Annotated in this window: 17 protein-coding genes; 8 read left to right on the top strand and 9 right to left on the bottom strand. The window is 69.0% G+C overall.

Annotated features, from left to right (window positions below):
• Positions 1 to 18: 18 nt before the first annotated feature.
• The 3 genes from pepN to BKA15_RS29330 are packed head-to-tail and all read left to right on the top strand — an operon-like array spanning position 19 to position 4,417.
• Positions 19 to 2,607 carry an aminopeptidase N gene (gene pepN, locus BKA15_RS29340; RefSeq protein ID WP_179757024.1) on the top strand — a complete coding sequence of 863 codons (2,589 nt, stop codon included), beginning with the start codon at positions 19 to 21 and terminating at the stop codon, positions 2,605 to 2,607.
• A 21-nt stretch (positions 2,608 to 2,628) separates the two neighbouring features.
• Complete coding sequence (locus BKA15_RS29335) at positions 2,629 to 4,014, top strand: DNA/RNA non-specific endonuclease (protein WP_179757022.1); 1,386 nt, start codon at positions 2,629 to 2,631, stop codon at positions 4,012 to 4,014.
• Positions 4,001 to 4,417 carry an antitoxin YezG family protein gene (locus BKA15_RS29330; protein WP_179757020.1) on the top strand — a complete coding sequence of 139 codons (417 nt, stop codon included), beginning with the start codon at positions 4,001 to 4,003 and terminating at the stop codon, positions 4,415 to 4,417. Before BKA15_RS29335 ends, BKA15_RS29330 begins: the two co-directional genes overlap by 14 nt.
• On the opposite strand, the gene BKA15_RS29325 is transcribed toward BKA15_RS29330, so the two are convergent.
• The gene (locus BKA15_RS29325; protein WP_179757018.1) at positions 4,405 to 6,579 is read right to left on the bottom strand and encodes a hypothetical protein; all 2,175 of its coding nucleotides are present in this window, start codon (positions 6,577 to 6,579) and stop codon (positions 4,405 to 4,407) included. The genes BKA15_RS29330 and BKA15_RS29325 overlap by 13 nt on opposite strands.
• Before the next feature lie 59 nt (positions 6,580 to 6,638).
• Here BKA15_RS29325 and BKA15_RS29320 point away from each other — a divergent pair, with 59 nt between their 5' ends.
• Positions 6,639 to 7,820: a hypothetical protein gene (locus BKA15_RS29320; protein ID WP_179757017.1), complete on the top strand. Its 1,182-nt coding sequence runs from the start codon at positions 6,639 to 6,641 to the stop codon at positions 7,818 to 7,820.
• Positions 7,821 to 7,891: 71 nt separating this feature from the next.
• Positions 7,892 to 9,823 (top strand): hypothetical protein, encoded by a 1,932-nt coding sequence (locus BKA15_RS29315; protein ID WP_179757015.1) that lies wholly within the window; start codon positions 7,892 to 7,894, stop codon positions 9,821 to 9,823.
• A gap of 10 nt (positions 9,824 to 9,833) precedes the next feature.
• Here BKA15_RS29315 and BKA15_RS29310 read toward each other — a convergent pair whose 3' ends face one another.
• A complete protein-coding gene (locus BKA15_RS29310) occupies positions 9,834 to 10,601 on the bottom strand; it encodes a phytanoyl-CoA dioxygenase family protein (protein ID WP_179757013.1) in 768 nt (255 codons plus the stop codon).
• A gap of 148 nt (positions 10,602 to 10,749) precedes the next feature.
• Here BKA15_RS29310 and BKA15_RS29305 point away from each other — a divergent pair, with 148 nt between their 5' ends.
• The 3 genes from BKA15_RS29305 to BKA15_RS29295 are packed head-to-tail and all read left to right on the top strand — an operon-like array spanning position 10,750 to position 12,086.
• Positions 10,750 to 11,547 carry an AraC family transcriptional regulator gene (locus BKA15_RS29305; protein WP_246323304.1) on the top strand — a complete coding sequence of 266 codons (798 nt, stop codon included), beginning with the start codon at positions 10,750 to 10,752 and terminating at the stop codon, positions 11,545 to 11,547.
• 24 nt (positions 11,548 to 11,571) lie between these two features.
• Positions 11,572 to 11,772 carry a hypothetical protein gene (locus tag BKA15_RS35085; protein ID WP_218871624.1) on the top strand — a complete coding sequence of 67 codons (201 nt, stop codon included), beginning with the start codon at positions 11,572 to 11,574 and terminating at the stop codon, positions 11,770 to 11,772.
• A complete protein-coding gene (locus BKA15_RS29295; RefSeq protein ID WP_376766820.1) occupies positions 11,769 to 12,086 on the top strand; it encodes a type II toxin-antitoxin system PemK/MazF family toxin in 318 nt (105 codons plus the stop codon). Before BKA15_RS35085 ends, BKA15_RS29295 begins: the two co-directional genes overlap by 4 nt.
• A gap of 109 nt (positions 12,087 to 12,195) precedes the next feature.
• Here the strand turns inward: BKA15_RS29295 and BKA15_RS29290 are convergent, their stop codons facing one another.
• The 7 genes from BKA15_RS29290 to BKA15_RS29260 all read right to left on the bottom strand — a co-directional run bounded on the left by BKA15_RS29290 (position 12,196) and on the right by BKA15_RS29260 (position 17,691).
• Positions 12,196 to 12,744, bottom strand: coding sequence for an NUDIX hydrolase (locus BKA15_RS29290; RefSeq protein ID WP_512698650.1), 549 nt, complete (start codon positions 12,742 to 12,744; stop codon positions 12,196 to 12,198).
• A gap of 4 nt (positions 12,745 to 12,748) precedes the next feature.
• Entirely contained in the window at positions 12,749 to 13,690 is a 942-nt protein-coding gene (gene era, locus BKA15_RS29285) for a GTPase Era (RefSeq protein WP_179757004.1), read from the bottom strand.
• Positions 13,683 to 14,024, bottom strand: a complete 342-nt coding sequence (locus tag BKA15_RS37415) for a cytidine deaminase-like protein (protein WP_179757002.1) — start codon at positions 14,022 to 14,024, stop codon at positions 13,683 to 13,685. Before BKA15_RS37415 ends, era begins: the two co-directional genes overlap by 8 nt.
• 2 nt (positions 14,025 to 14,026) lie before the next feature.
• Positions 14,027 to 15,352 carry a hemolysin family protein gene (locus BKA15_RS29275; RefSeq protein WP_179757000.1) on the bottom strand — a complete coding sequence of 442 codons (1,326 nt, stop codon included), beginning with the start codon at positions 15,350 to 15,352 and terminating at the stop codon, positions 14,027 to 14,029.
• A 5-nt stretch (positions 15,353 to 15,357) separates the two neighbouring features.
• On the bottom strand, positions 15,358 to 15,819 hold the full coding sequence (ybeY, locus tag BKA15_RS29270; protein WP_179756998.1) for an rRNA maturation RNase YbeY: 462 nt from the start codon (positions 15,817 to 15,819) through the stop codon (positions 15,358 to 15,360).
• 25 nt (positions 15,820 to 15,844) lie between these two features.
• On the bottom strand, positions 15,845 to 16,765 hold the full coding sequence (locus tag BKA15_RS29265; RefSeq protein ID WP_179756996.1) for a PhoH family protein: 921 nt from the start codon (positions 16,763 to 16,765) through the stop codon (positions 15,845 to 15,847).
• A 191-nt stretch (positions 16,766 to 16,956) separates the two neighbouring features.
• On the bottom strand, positions 16,957 to 17,691 hold the full coding sequence (locus BKA15_RS29260; protein WP_179756994.1) for a metal-dependent transcriptional regulator: 735 nt from the start codon (positions 17,689 to 17,691) through the stop codon (positions 16,957 to 16,959).
• Between the last annotated feature and the right edge of the window lie 20 nt (positions 17,692 to 17,711).

Below are 17,711 nucleotides of genomic sequence, written 5' to 3'. Positions count from 1 at the left end.
CGTGGCAGGATCGGGCGCATGTTCCCGGACAACCTGACCCGCGACGAGGCCATGGCGCGGTCGGCCCTGATCGCCACGTCGCACTACCGGATCGAGCTCGACCTGTCGGGACGGGAGGTCGCCGACCCGGCCCTGACCTTCCGCTCGACGTCGACGGTACGGTTCGCAGCCGCTGCCCCGGGCAGCCTGCACATCGACGCGATCGCCGACCGGGTGATCACCGCGACCCTGGACGGCGAGCCGCTCGAGGCCGGCCGGTTCGCGGACAGCCGGCTGCCGTTCGAGGTGACCGCCGGTGATCATGAACTGACGGTGACCGCCGAGTACCGGTACAGCCGGGCCGGCCTCGGCCTGCACCGGTTCGTCGACCCGGCGGACGACCGGATCTACTGCTACACCCAGTTCGAGTCGGCCGAGGCACGCCGGGTCTTCGCCTGCTTCGAACAGCCCGACCTGAAGGCCCGGATGTCGGTGACCGTGACGGCGCCGCGGGACTGGACGGTGATCAGCAATGGCGCCGAGACCGGCCGGGTGGACGTCACGGAAGCCTTGTCCCGGTGGGAATTCGCCGAGACCGAGCCGTTCTCGACCTACCTGGTCGGTGTCGTCGCCGGCGAGTACCGCCAGGTGGTCGCCGACGAGACCGCCGGCAAGAACGCGGCGCCGCTGTCGATCTTGGTCCGGGACTCGGTGTTGCCGCACCTGGACGCGGACCGGATCGTCGAGGTGACCCGGGGCGGCTTCGACGTGTTCGAGGAGGCGTTCGGTTACCCGTACCCGTTCGGGAAGTACGACCAGGCCTTCGTCCCGGAATACAACATGGGCGCGATGGAGAACGTCGGTTGCATCGTGCTGCGGGACAGCATGATCTTCCGCAGCCGGGTCACCGCGGCGACGTACCGGGAACGGGCCAACGTGGTGCTGCACGAGCTGGCCCACATGTGGTTCGGCGACCTGGTAACGATGCGCTGGTGGGACGACCTGTGGCTGAAGGAGTCGTTCGCCGAGTGGGCGGCGACGTTCGCGCAGAGCCGGCTGGATGCCGATCCCAGCCAGGCCTGGGCGACGTTCTGCAACAAGCGCAAGACCTGGGCCTACCGGCAAGATCAACTGAGCAGTACGCATCCGATCGCGGCCGACATGATCGATCTCGAGGCGGTGGAGCAGAACTTCGACGGGATCACTTATGCCAAGGGCGCCTCGGTGCTCCGGCAGCTGGTCGCGTTCGTCGGCGAGGACGCGTTCCTCGCTGGGGCGCGCCGCTACTTCGCCGATCATGCCTACGGCAACACGGAGCTGTCCCATCTGCTGACGGCGCTGCAGCAGGCGTCCGGCCGGGACCTGTCCGGCTGGTCGGCCCAGTGGCTGGAGCAGGCCGGCGTCAACACCTTGCGCCCGGAGTTCGCGGTCGACGTTGCGGGCGTGATCACCCGGTTCACCGTCCTCCAGGAGGCTCCGGCCGAGTGGCCTACGCTTCGTGATCATCGGATCGCGATCGGCCTGTACGACCTGATCGACGGGCGGCTGACCCGGACCCACCGGCTGGAGACCGACGTCAGCGGCGCGGCCACCGAGGTGGCTGGTCTGACCGGCCGGCGGCAGCCGGATTTGATCTTGATCAACGACGACGACCTGACCTACGCCAAGCTGCGGCTGGACCCGCGGTCGCTGACCACCGTGATCGACAACATCGACCGGATCGACGACCCGCTGGCCCGGGCCGTCTGCTGGGGCGCCGCCTGGGACATGTGCCGTGACGCCGAGCTGCCGGCCGCCGACTACGTCGCCCTGGTGCTCCGCGGCGTCGCCGTCGAGTCCGACCTGACCGCCGTGGAGGCCGTACTGCTGCAGGGTTTGCGGGCGGCCCAGGAGGACACCCCGCCGGCGGCACGGGAGACCGTCCGGCGCACCTGGCAGGACGGCCTGGCCGGATTGCTGACCGCCGCCGAGCCCGGTTCCGATCATCAGCTGGCGCTGGCCCGGGCCTACGCCCGCGCGGCTTTGGACCCATCGGCCGGCGCCGTGATCAACGGCTGGCTGGTCGGCGAGGACGTACCGGAGGGGCTGGTGGTGGACCAGGACCTGCGCTGGATCCTGATCCTGCACCTGGCCCGGCTCGGCCTGGCCGACGACGCGATGATCACCGCCGAACAAGGCCGGGACAACACGATCACCGGCGCCGAGCAGGCCGCCGGCGCGCGCGCCGCCCGGCCCGATCCCGCCGCCAAGACCGAGGCGTGGCGGCTCGCCGTCGCCGACGCCGACGTGCCGAACGAGACCCAGCGCCAGGTCTGCGTCGGCTTCGTCCAGCCCGACCAGGACGACCTGCTGCGTCCGTACCTGGCGGCCTATCTGGAGGCGGCCGAGCAGATGTCGGCCGGCAACGGGATCTGGGGCGGCCAGGGCACCTCGCTGCGCGACAACGCGCTGATCCTGCTCTACCCGCGGCTGGCGGACACGGCCGAGCAACTGCGCACCGTCGACGCCTGGCTCGCCTCGGCCGACCTCACCCCCTCGGTGCGGCGGCTGGTCTCCGAGCGGCGGGACGAGACGGCCCGCTCGCTGCGCTGCCAGCAGGCTGCCGAGGGCGCGACCGTCAGACCGTGATCGGTAGGAGATGATTCGGCGATGCGGGAGCTGAGTTCTGCGGGCGAGGCGCGCGACGCGCCTCAGGGCCAGGATCGGCCGGCGCCACGGGCTCCGGAGCGTTCTGAGGACGAGCGGGCCCAGGCGCTGGAACGTGAGTTGGCCCTGCGGTTGGAGTATGCGCAGCGCCGGCACGACGCGAGGGAGGCGCGGATCGCCGAGGCCGCCGAGCGAGGCGTCTCCCGCGAGGAGTTCGTCGCGAAGGAGACCGCCGCCCGGGAGGACGCACGGCAGGCCCAGGAACTTTCCGAGGCACGCGACAAGATCATGAGACCCACGCTGTGGGGTCCACCGGAGACGCACGAGGCACAGCGGCGGGAACGGTACGAACGGCAGGACCGGGCCCTGGAACACTTCCGTACGGTGCCGGTCGAGGGACCCGACAACACGCCGATCGACCCCGACCGCCAACGAAAATTCCCGGCCACCTTCTGGGCGAACCGGCAACCACCATTCCCGGCCGGTGACCTGGGCCGGCGCGACGACCTGGTGTACAAGCGCGAGGTCTCCGACCAACACCGTGACCCGGAGTCGTTCCGACTTCCCGACGGCCGACCCGAGCTCGCTGGCACAAGCCAGCCGGTCGCCGACGATCTCCGCGAGCGCTACCCGCATGGCGTGAACTACGACGACCGAGGGCACGCCGACCTCGGCCGCTACGCCTCCAAGACCGTGGAACTGGCCAAAGGGTTCGACGGGCCCGAACATGCCGACGTCGACGACCGGGCGAACCCGATCTTCGGCTGGGAGACCACCCCGGACGGCAAGACCTGGCACAAGTCGGGCGACGGCCGGACGGTGTGGTTGGTCGACACCGACCTGCACGAGCATTACGGCCACGCCGACGAACCGAAAGACCGATCGCTGCGACTGTCCACCGCGGACCCGGAACACAAGGAACTGCTGAACCATCCGCCGCCGGACAGCACGGTGGTGGTCGACGAGCGCTTCACGTATCGGACTGATCAGTTGGGTCGCGTGGTGCACGCCGCGGCGAAGCTGGAGGTTGTCGATCTTGATCATCCGCGGGACCGCTCGGCCCAGACACAGTTGATCGGTAAGCTTCCCGGTGATCATGCGGGGCACATCTTCGCGAGGATCTTCCAAGGACCTTCGGACGGCATCAATCTGACGCCGATGGAAGGGACCAAGGTCAATCTCAGTGCCTACAAGAAGATCGAGAACACCTGGCGCACCGCTCTCGAAGCGGGCCGGGACGTGAGAGTTGAGGTCTCGCTGCTCTATCGCGACCAGAAACCGCGAGCGGACGCGTTCATGGTGACCTATTGGATCGATGAGGAGTGGAATCAGGACATGATTCCCAACCACGCTGCCCAACCGGAGGATGTTGACCGTGGAAAATCTTGACAAGGCTCTCCAGACCATTGGCTCCGGCATGGCCCAGGCCGGACCTCCCGGCTGGAAGAATGCCCGGCTGACCATATCTGCGGTCGCATCGTTGATCCGCGCCAAGATGGCCTACGAACTCGATGACGGATCCCTTGACACATCGACCGGGATCGACGGCTACACCCAGCTCGCCTGCGGAGACCTACGCACTTCGATGTACCGGGAGGGCTCCGGCACCTGGTACAACGCGACGTTCACGCTCACCTCCGACGGCCGGCTCGAGACAGACTTCGACTACGACAATCCACCGTTCGACGGGGACTACGAGGCCGAGCTTCTCGAAGATGATCAAGAGCGGTATCCGCGGAGCCAGGAGAATCTACCGGCCTGGCACCCCTCGCGCGTGGCTCAGAGCCGGTAGAGTGCAGCTTCGCCCGGACCGAGCTCGCTCCGCTCCCCGGCCGGTGCGGTCAGGTCCACCGCTTCGGCCGGGAGGTCCGGACGGACCGGGGTCCCGGCGAAGTTGAGCAGCAGCCGGTAGCGACGGCCGTCCAGCGCGGTGACCGTCGCCCCGGCCAGGTCACCGGTCACGTCGTCCGGGCCGGCCGGGTTGGTCTCGGCGAACCGGGCGGTGGTGGCGGCGTCGCAGCCGGCCAGGACGGCGAACGCGTGCTCGACCAGGACCGTGCCGGGCGGCACCTGCTCCGGGCCGGCCCGGTGCGGGAAGCAGAGCTCATCGACGAACAGCGAGTGCTGCGGACCGCCGCGGCGCCGAGCGGAGCGGTCCATGATCAACTCGCCGCTCCCCCACAGCCCGACCGCACCGAGGACGTCGTCCACGGCCACCCACCGGCCGAGGGAGATCCGCTCGTCCGGACCGGGCTCGAGCTCCAGGGTGCCACCGGCGTGGACGTACCGGCGCCGGGAACCGTTGAGCACATCGTTCGGCACGTTGAGGTGCAGGCCCTTCACCGAGCCGATCCCGACCCACCAGTCCGCGGTCACGGTGCGGTGGATCCCGATCATGGTGTGCCCGTCCGGCAGTGCAGCGATCGCGATCATGGTCCGGGCGCCGTCGCTGCCGCTCCAGCCCTCCGGGATGGCCAGCCGGACGCCTTCGACCACCGTTCCCGAGGTGACGAAGCCGCCGTCGAGCTCGGTGACCCGACTCCTGGTCACCGTCCGGGACAGTCGGCCCGGGCCGTCCCCCTGATCGCCGAGCACCCTGATCTCGGGTGCCAGGTTGAGATCCCATTCCGCCAGCGAGCCGTCCGCCAAGGGCACGCACAGTCCCTGGGTCCGGCTGAACGCGCGCCAGGAGTACGAGGCCAGCCGGTGTTCGTCCCGGACCGCCACCGCCTGATGATCATGGTCGATCCAGCTCCAGGGTCCGACTGTGCCCTGAGCCTGTCGAAGGGCCGTGCCCGAATCCTCCAGTTGATCAAGGTAGACCAGCGCCGCCCCGAGCGCGCAGGCCCGGTCGCTCTCCAACCGCGTGACGTAGTACGGACTCGCGTTCGCCAGCTCGGTCAGCCGGGTGCCGTAGAAGCTGCCGTCGGCGTTGCCGCGCTGTTCCCGGACGATCAGGTCCAGCTGCGCGTCGAGCAGGCCGATCGCCTCCGGATCGCCCAGCTGGTCGGCGGCGTAGCAGAGCGACGGCAGCAGATACTCCTGGCAGTACGCATACCTGACCCGGCTGTCCCCGCCGATCCGGAGCAGTCGCCCGTCCGGCGCGATCAACGGCCGGACCACCCGCCACAGGTCGGCCTGGTGCCGGTGCAACGCCTCCGGCGCCGGCTCGCCGCGCCGCTTCAGATCGAAATGCAGGATCGCCGCGTTGCTGACGCAGATGATCATGTAGCCGACGTTGAGGTAGCCGTGGTGGTCCAGGGCATAACTGTTGAAGAAGTTGGCGCCGCGGAACCGCTCCCGGACCGGGCGCCCGTCGACCACCGTCGGGTCGCTCCGGTCCGCCGGCACGCTGACGCCGTTGATCATGAACGTCCGCGCCAGCTCCTGCCAGACCTCCCGCTGCGGGTGATCGGCCACCCGCTGGGCGGTCCGCCACAGCAGGGCGCCGGCCCAGAGATTCGACTCGGGCGCGTTCCGGCCGGAGACGTTCCAGAGCCCGCCCACGACGCCGCGGGCCCGGTCGCGATGGAACGCGGTCCGGATCCATTCCGCCTCGCTGACCAGGAGGCGGTCCAGCCCGGTGGCCAGCTCCGGGTCGACTCGGTCGGCGAGCAGGTCGATGCCGTACATCATGCGTTCGATGCCGAGCGGGCTGATCCAGGTATGGCCCCACGGCTTCCCGTCGGCGCAGGTGCCGCCGCCGGACCGATGGCTGCGCACGCTGAACCGCAGCGCCGCCAGCGCCCGCCGGGCCAGCCCGTCGTCGTCGGTCAGCGCGGCCAGTGCGCCGACCGCGCCCAGATACTTCTGGTTGGTCTGCACGCCCCAGTTGTCGTAGCCGGTCCCGTACCAGCCGACGGTGCCGTCGCCGCCCGGTTCGACCCAGTACCGGTCCGCGGCCGCGGCCCAGGCGGTGAGGGAATCGATCATGGTCCGCCGGCGGTCGGTCACCGCTCGAGCCTAGCGCTTGTGCTGTACTTCGGTGGAGACACAGGGAAGGGGGACGCCGAATGACGGACGACCGACCCGACCCCGACGCGCGCACCGAGGCCCTGTCGGCACTGCTGCAGACCGAGGACGCCGGCATCCAGAACGCCTCCCAGGTCAGCATGGCGCTGGTCGGGATCGTGATCGCCTATCTCCCGGTGTCGGTGTTCGCCGTCTACCAGGCCGAGTTCCCGACCGGCCTGATCGGCTACCTGCCGTGGCCGGTGGTGTTCCTGATGCTCTACCAGACCGTCATGATCGCCGGCACCTCGCGCCGGGCCCGATCGGCCCAACTGATCGAGGACGAGTTGATCAAGATCGCCGGGCTGACCGGGCCGTCCCGTCGCGGCCTGGTCGGGTCCCGCGCCCGCAACCCGATCACCAACCTCTACACGATCGTGCAGGAGCGCGGCGACCGCTGGGTGTCCCGCTACATCGCCGCCCTGCTGCCGTTCCTCGGCCTGTACGCGCTCGGCGTGGTCTACACGTTCTTCATGTGCATCGAGGCGGCCCGGCTGAACCCGGACTACCCGGCCCGGTTCTGGGTGGTGATCATCCCGGTGCTCGGCTCGGTGCTGCTCTGGTCGGTCTTCGCCGACTCAGCGATGAGCTATTTCACGCCTCGCTACAAGATCAACATCTGGGTGCCGGTGGCCGCCCTGACCGGGATCTGGCTGCAGGCCCAGCAGCCGGACCTGACCACCCCGGTGCCCCTGTTGTTCTCGGTGGTCAGCGCGGCGCTGGTCACCGTTGCGACGTTCGCCTGGCCGCTGCAACCGCCGGGCTACCAGGTGATCCTGCGGTCCGGCGTCGCCGGCATCGTGCTGTCCGCGCTGGCGTATTGGCTGGTCATGGTGCCGACCCAGGGCCTGCGGACCGACGAGCCGACGATGTGGGCCAACATCTCGATGCACCTGGCCACGCCGTTGGTCGTCCTGCTCGGGATCCGCGCCGGGCAGGCCGCGCTGCGGCCACTGACGATGCGGCAGGTGCTGGCGATGATGATCTTGCCGATCGCGTACGTGATCACCCTGTGGACCGCCAACGCCGTGCTCGACGTGCCGATCCCGTACTTCTTCCTGGATCCGGACCAGACGGCGCCCGGTGTCATCGCCCTCATCTGCGTCGCCGTGGCGGGCTTCTACGTCGGCGTCGGCCTGATCGACCGACTGGTGGCGCAGCGGCGATCCGGTACCACCTCTTGACGCGGCGCCCACCGTCTCATACCGTTCCATCAATTACGGGCGTGCATTAACGGTGAAATAGGTGGTCCCGAATGTCCAGATTCGCGCGTCGAGTGGCCCTCCTCGCCTCCCTCGTTCTCGCCGTGACCGGGCTCGCGGTCACCTCAGCCGTCGCCGAGCCCGCGGCGGGTCCGGTCGTGCGGGACCTGGGCCCGGCCTCCTCGGTCACCTCGACCGGAGTCGCCGAACAGGTCGGCGACCTGATCTGGACCGCCACCTCCGGCGTCTCCCCGGTCCGGGTGGGTGCCTTCGGCCCCGCCAGCGGCCGGGTGGAGCGCACCGTCGACCTGCCGAGCGGGGCCGGGGTCTGGGCCATGACCCAGGTCGGCACCGACCTCTACGTCGGCACCTACACGCCGGGCGACCTCTACAAGATCAACACCGTTTCCGGCGAGCTGACGAAGGTCGCCAACTTCGGCTCCTTCATCTGGTCGCTGGCCGCATCACCGGACGGCGTGATCGTCGCCGGCACCTACCCCGACGCGGGCGTGCACAGCTACGACCCGGCCACCGGGACGACCCGCAGCTACGGCACCGTCGCCCCCGGCGAGCAGTACGTCCGCAGCATCGCCGTCGACGAGCGGACGATCTACGCCGGCATCGGCTCGCACGCGAAGTTGATCACCGTCGACCGGGTCAGCGGCGCGACGGCGAGCGTGCTGCCGGCCGGCTACGCCAACCGGACCTTCGTCGCCACCCTCGCCCTGCACGGTGACCGGCTGGCCGCCGGGCTGTCGCCGACCGGCACGATGTTGATCTTCGACACCGCTGACCTGAGCAGTCCGGTCGAGGTGCAGGCTCCCGGCGGCGATCAGTACGTCACCGCGATCAGCCATGACCCGGCCAACGGCGACATCTACTTCGCCACCCGCGCCTCCGGCACGCTGTACCGGGTGCCGGCCGGCAGTTCCACGCCCGAGCGGCTCGGCCAGCCGTACGACGGCGCCTACTTCAACAAGATCCTGATCGACGGTGATCAACTCCGGGCCAGCCTGACCAGCCAGATCGTCACCTACGACCGGGCGACCGGCACCTTCAGCGGCGTCGACCTCGGCCAGGCGGGCCTGCCGCCGGCGCCCGAGCTCGCGATGCAACTCGCCGCCACCGAGGACACCGTCCTGGTCAGTGGCAAGGCCGGCATCCAGATCCATGATCTTGCGGCCGGCAGCAACAGCCGGACCTTCCTGCCCGGCGAGGCGAAGACGATGACGCCGATCGGCGACCGGCTCTACCTCGGGGTGTACACGCTGGCCCGGCTGTGGTCGATGCGACCCGACGGGACCGAACTCACCGAACTGGACCGGATCGAGAACGAACAGACCCGGCCCACCGACGCCTGGTACGACGCCGGCTCGGGCCGGCTGCTGATCGCCACCGAGGCCGACTACGGCAAGATCAACGGGGCGCTGGCCGACTACCGGCTTGCCGACGGAGAACTGACCGTGCGGCGCGGGATCGTGCCGAACCAGTCGCTCAAATCGGTCGCGGTCAAGGACGGGATCGCCTTCCTGGGCAGCGAGACCCGCAACAGCCTCGGCACCGACCCGATCGAGAAGGAGGCCACGGTCTCCCGCTTCGACCTGCGTACCGGCAAGGTGCTCGGCCAGTTCGCGCCGGTGCCGGGAGCGCAGCAGATCACCGACCTGATGCCGTACCGCGGCCGGATCTACGGCACCACGGAGAAGGGCGACCTGTTCGTCCTCGACCCGAGCGGCCGGCGGGTGGTGGCGACCGCGAAGATCGGCACCGGCTCCAGCACCCTGGTGCTGGCCCGGAACGGGCTGTACGGCACCGACGGCAAGCGGCTGTTCAAGATCACCGACGGCACCACGCCGGTGATCACGACCGTCGTCGACGGCCTGAACGCGCAGGCCTACGCGGTCGGCCTGATCGCCGTGGCGCCCGACGGCCGGACGATCTACACGATCAAGGGCCGCAACCTGATCGCCGTCACCCGGTTCTGATCACACCGGGTCAGACGTCGAGCAGGAAGCGCTGAGCGGGCGAGATCCGGTCGTAGACCGACTTCCGGACGTACTCCGCCTGATTCAGCTGCTGGGGCTCGTCCCGCCGGCAGAAGGACATCGTCATCCCGCGGCGCCGCTGCGAGGTCCGGTTCAGGGTGCCGCCGTGCCAGACGTGGGCGTTGAAGATGATCACCGAGCCGGCCGGTGCGAGGGCCAGGATCTGGTCCGGATGATCATCCGTGGTCCGTTCGAGATCGTCGGTCGGCCAGCGTCCGGACCGGTGGGTGCCCGGCACGATCCGGGTCGCCCCGTTGTCCTCGGTGAAGTCGTCCAACAGCCACATCGAGTTGAGGATGTGGAAGTCGCCATCCGGCACCGGCCCGGCCCAGTCGCCGTGCAGGCCCTGTTGCCCTTGTCCGGGCAGGGTGGCCCGGTAGTTCAGCGAGTTCACCCGGAACTCCTCGCCGAGCACCTGCCGGGCCGCGCTCAGCACCGCCGGATCGGTGTAGCAGCGCTCGAACATCTCACCCTTGTTGAGCAGGTCGGCCAGGGCCGCGACACCGGCGCCCTGCGGCACCTCGTGGCCGGCCGCCGAGCCCTCCGCCTCCAGCAGTTCGTCGGTCCGCTCGCGGAACGCCTGGAGCAGGTCGTCCGGCATGTGGTCGACCAACGGGACGTACCCGTCTTCGTCCAACTGCTTGCGCTGCTCGGGGCTCAGGCTGTCCTCGGTGACACCCAGGTCGGCCAGGGCGTCGGCGGTGCGGTACGTGCTCACGGATGGTCCTCCTCGATCGCTGCGTTGCCGTCAAGCTCACCATCCGGCGCCGGCCCGGGCCAATGCATCGATCGGCAATGATCATGCACGTATCGCCAATCCATGCCACGCGATTCACAAGCTCACCGTTAATCTGAAGCCCGTGGACATGCATCAGCCACCAGGTTCGGCAGCCGTCTCGATGCTCGCCATCGGCGCCTACGCGGCCGGCCGCGGACAGCACGCGGCCCCGCACCGGCACGCCGGCTGGAAGGTGACGTACTACCGGACGGGCCGGATCGACTCGATCGTCGACGGCGTGCGCTACGCCGCCCGGCCCGGCACCGTGCTGGTGCTGCGGCCGAACGCGAGCCACGAGGAGATCGCGCACACGGCCTACTCGAACTACTACCTGCTGCTGGACGCCCCGGACGACCAGGCCTGGCCGGACGAGTGCTCCGGCCGGGCCGCCCAGGAACTCGGCCACCACCTGGCCGCACTGGTTCGGGAGGACACCCGGCCGGACCGGCGCAGTCCGGAGTTGATCAAGGCCCTGGTCACGTGCGTCGATCTGACCCTGCAGCGCCAGCATCCGGATCAGCGGCCCGAACCGGCCGAGGAACTGGTCCGCAGCGTCGAACAGATCTTCGAGGAGCGTTACGCGGAGAGGCTCTCGATCGCCGCAACCGCCCGCGAGGCGGGAGTCTCGGTGTCGGGCCTGCGCCGGCACTTCGTCACCCGGCGCGGACTGCCGCCCCAGGCAGCCCTCCAGGCCGTCCGGGTCCGCCGCGCCCTGGACCTGCTGCGAACCTCCGACCTGACCCTCCCGGTGATCGCCGACCGCTGCGGCTTCGCGTCGGCCAGCCATCTGAGCCGGGTGATCAAGAACGAGACCGGCAGCTCCCCCGGCCGGCTGCGACCGATCCGCACGGGATCACCCGTTAGACATTTGCTTGACACTTGTTGAACAGAGCCGGGTACCCTGGTTGGCATGACGGCAACGATCGGATTCCGGCCGACCGAGGAGGACGAGCAGATCATCCAAGCGGCCATGCGCAGCGGCGAACGTAAGAGCGACGTCATCCGCCGGGCGCTGCGACTGCTGGAACGCGAGGTGTGGATCAAGCAGGCGCGGGCCGACGCCGAGCGATTGAGCGACGAGGATCTCTCGGGCGACCGGGACGCGTGGTGATCCGAGGAGCGATCTACCGGGTGGACCTCGGGAACGCCAAGCGCGGCCATGAGCAACGTGGGCGCCGTTACGCGGTCGTCCTGAGCCCCGGTTCGATGCCCTGGAGCGTCGTCACCGTTGTGCCGACCTCGACGAGCGCCGGACCGGCGGTGTTCCGACCCGAATTGGAGGTCCTGGGAACGCGCACCCGTTTCCTCGTTGATCAGATCCGCACCATCGACACCGCGTTCGTCCACGGCGACCCGGTCGGCTACCTCGATCGCGACGAACTCGCCGAGGTGGAGAGCGCCGTCGCGCACTACCTCGGCCTGTAACGACGCGATCCCACGTCCCCGAGATGATCGGGGAACCAGATGCCGCGTACACCCGGCCGTCTACTCCCCAATGATGGGCTGAGGGAGGGACCGCCCGTCGGACCTGTCCTCAGTCCGCTCCCAGGTGCGGCCTGGCGAGGGCGATGGTGACCAGGTGGTAGCTCTGGCGCAGCACGGGGTCGCCGCCCAAGAGGTTGGCGAGTGGCACCAACTCCACCTCGAGCTGCTCGGTCGGGTCGGGCGACGGCGCTCGGATCGCTCGGCAACCGGTCGCGAGGTAGTGGTGAACCTTGTTGGTCTGGTTGGCCCAATTGGCCCAGGTCCAACTCAGCTCAACGAGATCTCCAGGCTCGTAGCCCGTTTCCTCGAGCAGTTCCCGTTGTGCTGCACCTGCGGGAGCTTCGCCGGCGGCGGCGCCTCCACCCGGAAGACCCAATCCGACGACGCCGGCCCCATGGCGATACTCGCGAACCATGATCACCTCACGGTGGGGCGTGACAGCCAGGATCGACACCCATGGCATCTGCTCGAGAACGTAGAACGGCTCAATGACCGTGCCGTCGGCACGCATGCACGAGTCAGCTCGCAGCCGGATCCACTGATCTTCGACGATGGTGCGAGTGGACCGAGTCGTCCACTGGAGCGGATGGTCAGCCATCCACTCAGAAGCCGAGCCGGTTCAGCTGCTTCGCGTCGCGCTGCCACTCCTTGACCACCTTGACCTTGAGGTCGAGGAAGACCGGGGTGCCGAGCAGGGCCTCGATCTGCTTCCGGGCGGCGGTGCCGATCTCACGCAGCCGGGCGCCGCGATGCCCGATCACGATCCCCTTCTGCGAGTCGCGTTCGACGACCATCGAGGCGTACACGTCGAGCAGCGGCTTGTCCTTCGCCCGGCCCTCCCGCAGGCCCATCTCGTCGATCATCACGGTGATCGAGTGCGGCAGCTCGTCCCGGACACCTTCCAGCGCGGCTTCCCGGATCAGCTCGGCGACCAGGGTCTCCTCCGGCTCGTCGGTGATCTCGCCGTCCGGGTAGAGCGGCGGACCGGCCGGGAGCAGGCCGGACAGGACGTCGGCCAGCACGTCGAGTTGATCACCGGCGGTCGCCGAGACCGGCACGATCTCGGCCCAGCTGATGCCCAGTTCCTCTTCCAGGGCAGCGATCCGGACCAGGTGCTCGGCCATCCGCTGCTTGCTCACCAGGTCCGCCTTGGTGGCGATGCCGACCAGCGTCGGCCGCTTCGGCAGTTCCGCGATCTCCTTGACCAGGTACGTGTCGCCGGGGCCGATCCGCTGGTCGGCCGGCAGGCAGACACCGATCACGTCCACCTCGGACCAGGTCGCTCGGACCACGTCGTTCAGCCGCTCGCCGAGCAGCGTCCGCGGCTTGTGCAGACCCGGCGTGTCGATCAAGATCAACTGCGCGTCGGGCCGGTGCACGATGCCCCGGATCGCGTGCCGGGTGGTCTGCGGCTTCGACGAGGCGATGGCGATCTTGCTGCCGACCAGCGCGTTGGTCAGGGTCGACTTGCCGGCGTTGGGCCGGCCGACGAAGCAGGCGAAGCCGGACCGGTGCTGCTGCCCGGCGGCCTCCGGCTCAGTCACGGAGATTTCCTTGCGGATCGGCGACCAGCAGGGTCACCGCGTCGCCGCCGAGGTCGGCGATCACCGCCCGGTCCGCGTCGGTCAGCGTTCCCTCGCCGACCAGCGCGACTGCCTCCAGGCCGGGCGCCCCCGAGGAGACCCCCATCGCGATCGCGACCGACACCGCCGACAACTTCAGGTGCGGCAGGTCGACCGTCGTCGCGGCGTAGGTCCGGCCGTCCTTGTCACGGATGCAGGCACCCTCCGGCGCACCGGTCCGGGCCCGCGCCGCCCGGGCCAGCGTGATGATCTTGCCGTCTTCGGGATTCAACCCGGTCTCCGGATTGTTGATCATGGTCAGGTCGCCCTCGCCGTCGTGTCCGATGCCGCCGATTCCGTTGTCTCGTCGGGCCGGTGCTCCTCGACCTGGCGGACCACGACGGTGCCGATCCGGTTCCGCCGGCCGGTCGACCGATCGGCGACCAGTTCCAGGCCGTGATAGGTCACGGTCGAGCCGACGATCGGCACCTTGTTGAGCAGCTTCGCCATCAGGCCGCCGACCGTGTCGACGTCCTCCTCGTCCAGTTCGAGCGAGAACAGGTCGCCGAGCTCGTCCACGCCGAGCCGCGCCGAGACCCGGTAGCGGCCGTCGGCGAGCTGCGTGATGTCGGTGTTCTCCTCGTCGTACTCGTCGGTGATCTCGCCGACGATCTCCTCCAGGATGTCCTCGATCGTCGCCATCCCCGCGGTGCCGCCGAACTCGTCCACGACGATCACCAGGTGGGTCCGGTTCAGTTGCATCTCGCGCAGCAGTTCGTCGACCGGCTTGGAGTCCGGGCACCATTCCGGGTTCCGCATCAGCGACGCCACCCGTTCGGTGGTCTCGGCCTTCGGATGGTCGTACACCCGCTTGATCGCGTCCTTGAGGTAGAGCACGCCGACCACGTCGTCCAGCCCGCCCTCGCCGGTGACCGGGATCCGGCTGAACCCGGACCGCAGCGCCAGTGACATCGCCTGCCGCAGCGTCTTGTTGCTCTCGATGAACACCATGTCGGTCCGCGGCACCATCACCTCGCGGACGATCGTGTCGCCGAGCTCGAACACGGAGTGGATCATCCGCCGCTCGCCGGATTCGATCACCTCGCTCGCCTCCGCGAGGTCGACCAGTTCGCGCAGCTCCGCCTCGGAGGCGAACGGGCCCTCGGAGAACCCCTTGCCCGGCGTCAGCGCGTTGCCGATCATGATCAACAGCCGGGACAGCGGGCCGAGCACCCGGGTCAGCGCCACCAGCGGGCCGGCGAACAGGCAGGCCACCCGATCATGGTGCTGCCGGCCGAGCGTGCGCGGCGCGACGCCCCAGAGCACGTACGAGATGACGATCATGGAACCGGCGGAGATCAGCACGCCCTGCCAGGTCAGCCCGAACACACCGAAGAAGACGAGCGCGACCAGCACGATCGCGCTGATCTCGAACACGATCCGCAGGAACAGCGCCGTGTTCAGGTAGCGCGGCGGATCCTCCACGATCTTGCGCACCCGGAGCGCCCCGGGCCGGCCGTCGGCAACGAGCTTGTCGGCACGGCTCCGCGAGAACGACGACAACGCGGCCTCGGCGGCCGCCATCAATCCGGCCAGAATGGCCAGCAGCAAGGCGATCCCGAGCTGAACCAGATATTGGCTCACCGCGATCAACTCCGCTGCCGGGCCTCGGCCCAGCCGGCAATGATCTTGTCCTTGAGACCGAACATCTCCGCCTTCTCGGCCGGCGTCGCGTGGTCGTAGCCGAGCAGGTGCAGCAGTCCGTGCACCAGCAGGTACTCGGCCTCAGCCTCCGGGGTTCGGCCGTGCTCGGCGGCCTGCCGGCTGGTCACCTCGGGGCACAGCACGATGTCGCCGAGCAGGCCGTCCGGCGGCTCCTCGTCGTCCGCCGGCGGCCGCAACTCGTCCATCGGGAACGACAGCACGTCGGTCGGGCCGTCCTCGCCCATGTATTTGCGGTGGTACGCGCTCATGGCGTCCGTGTCGACCAGGAGGATCGACAGCTCGGCCTGCGGATGGATCCGCAGCTCGTCCAGCGCGTAGCGGGCCAGCCGGACCAGGCCGGTACTGTCGGCCTCCAATCCGGACTCGTTGCTGATGTCTATGGTCATCGTCGTCGCCTGCCGGGTCGTCTCGTCAACGGGGGCGCTGCGCCTCGAATCGATCGTAGGCCGCCACGATCCGGCCGACCAGCTTGTGCCGGACGACGTCGTGGTTGGTCAGCATGCAGAAGGCGATGTCGTCGACGTTGTCCAGGATCCCCTGGACCGCCTTCAACCCGCTCTTGCTGCCGCCGGGCAGGTCGATCTGGGTGACGTCGCCGGTGACGACCATCTTGGCCCCGAACCCGAGCCGGGTCAGGAACATCTTCATCTGCTCCATCGAGGTGTTCTGCGCCTCGTCGAGGATGATGAACGCGTCGTTCAACGTACGACCCCGCATGTAGGCCAGCGGCGCCACCTCGATGGTGCCGGCGGTCAGCAGCCGCGGGATCGAGTCCGGGTCGATCATGTCGTGCAGCGCGTCGTAGAGCGGCCGCAGGTAGGGATCGATCTTCTCGTTCAGCGTGCCGGGCAGGAAGCCCAGATGCTCCCCCGCCTCCACCGCCGGCCGGGTCAGGATGATCCGGTTGACCTGCTTGCTCTGCAGCGCCTGGACCGCCTTCGCCATCGCCAGGTACGTCTTGCCGGTGCCGGCCGGGCCGATCCCGAATACGACGGTGTGCTGGTCGATCGCGTCGACGTACCGCTTCTGGTTCAGCGTCTTCGGCCGGATCGTCTTGCCCCGGTTGGACAGGATGTTCTGGGTCAGCACCTCGGCCGGCCGGGCGTCCTCGCGGGCACTCAGCATGGAGCAGATCCGCTCCACCGCGTCGGGGGTCAGGCCCTGGCCGGTGCGCAGCACGGCGACCAGCTCGGTGAACACCTCGACCGCGAGCGTGACCGCGGCCGGCTGCCCGGTCAGGGTGATCTCGTTGCCGCGGACGTGGATCTCGGCGTCCAGGTCGCGCTCGAGAATGCGCAGGAACTCGTCGGCCGAGCCGAGCACATTGACCATCTCGATCGAGTTCGGGATCGTGATCCGGCGCGTCGTGGCGCCCGCGGCCGTCGCGGCCTGGCCCGCAGTGGCCAGCGTGGCCGGTTGATCGTGACTAGTCAGGGGTTGTCCTCGGTCGATTTACGTAACGGTCCCGCCATCCTAATCAACATCCACCGACCTCTCCAACGAGAAGTTTCCCGCCCCCGCGCTCAGGAGCCGGCCGGTACGGCGCGGGGTGTTCGGGCGCCGGGGTGCCGGTGCGGGGTGGTGGTCAGCCAGATCGACTCCGCGGCGGCCAGTCCGAGGTCGAGTTGTTCCGGCCCGTCGGCGCCCGACTCGCGGGTAATCGACAGGGACCCGGCGAAGCGGCGGTGCTCGTCGACCGTGATGTGGGTGTCGAGCACCAGCCGGCGGGTGTCCAGATAGCGCAACAATTCGGCGTCGTCGTCCAGGATCCGCGCGATGTAGCCACAGCGCCCCGGCTCGACCTCGGACAACTGCTGGGCCGCCGGCCGGTCGATCCGACCGTCGGCGTCCGGGATCGGGTCGCCGTGCGGGTCCCGGCCGGGGTGGCCGAGATCGGTGTCGATCCGGTCGATGAACAGCTGCGACACCGAGTGTTCGAGGTTCTCCGCCTCGTCGTGCACCTCGTCCCAGCCGTAGCCGAGCCGGACCACCAGATAGGTCTCCAGGAGCCGGTGCCGGCGCACCATCTGCACGGCGGCGGTACGTCCCTCGACGCTGAGCTGGATCGCGCCGTACGGGGTGTGGTCGATCAGGCCGAGTGAGGCGAGCTTCTTGATGTTGCCCGAGACCGTCGACGGGGAGACGCCGAGCCGTCCGGCCAGCGCATTCGTACTGACCGGGGCGTCGGACCACTCCTGACACTTCCAGATCAGCTTCAAGTAGTCCTGAGCCATCGGCGAGAGCTCGGCCACCGTCATCGGACCCACCTCATCATCGG

This window comes from Microlunatus parietis (assembly GCF_013407955.1).
Lineage (GTDB): Bacteria > Actinomycetota > Actinomycetes > Propionibacteriales > Propionibacteriaceae > Microlunatus > Microlunatus parietis.
The sequence above is the reverse complement of the archived record's forward strand: the minus strand, read 5'-3'. Positions and strand labels throughout refer to the sequence as shown.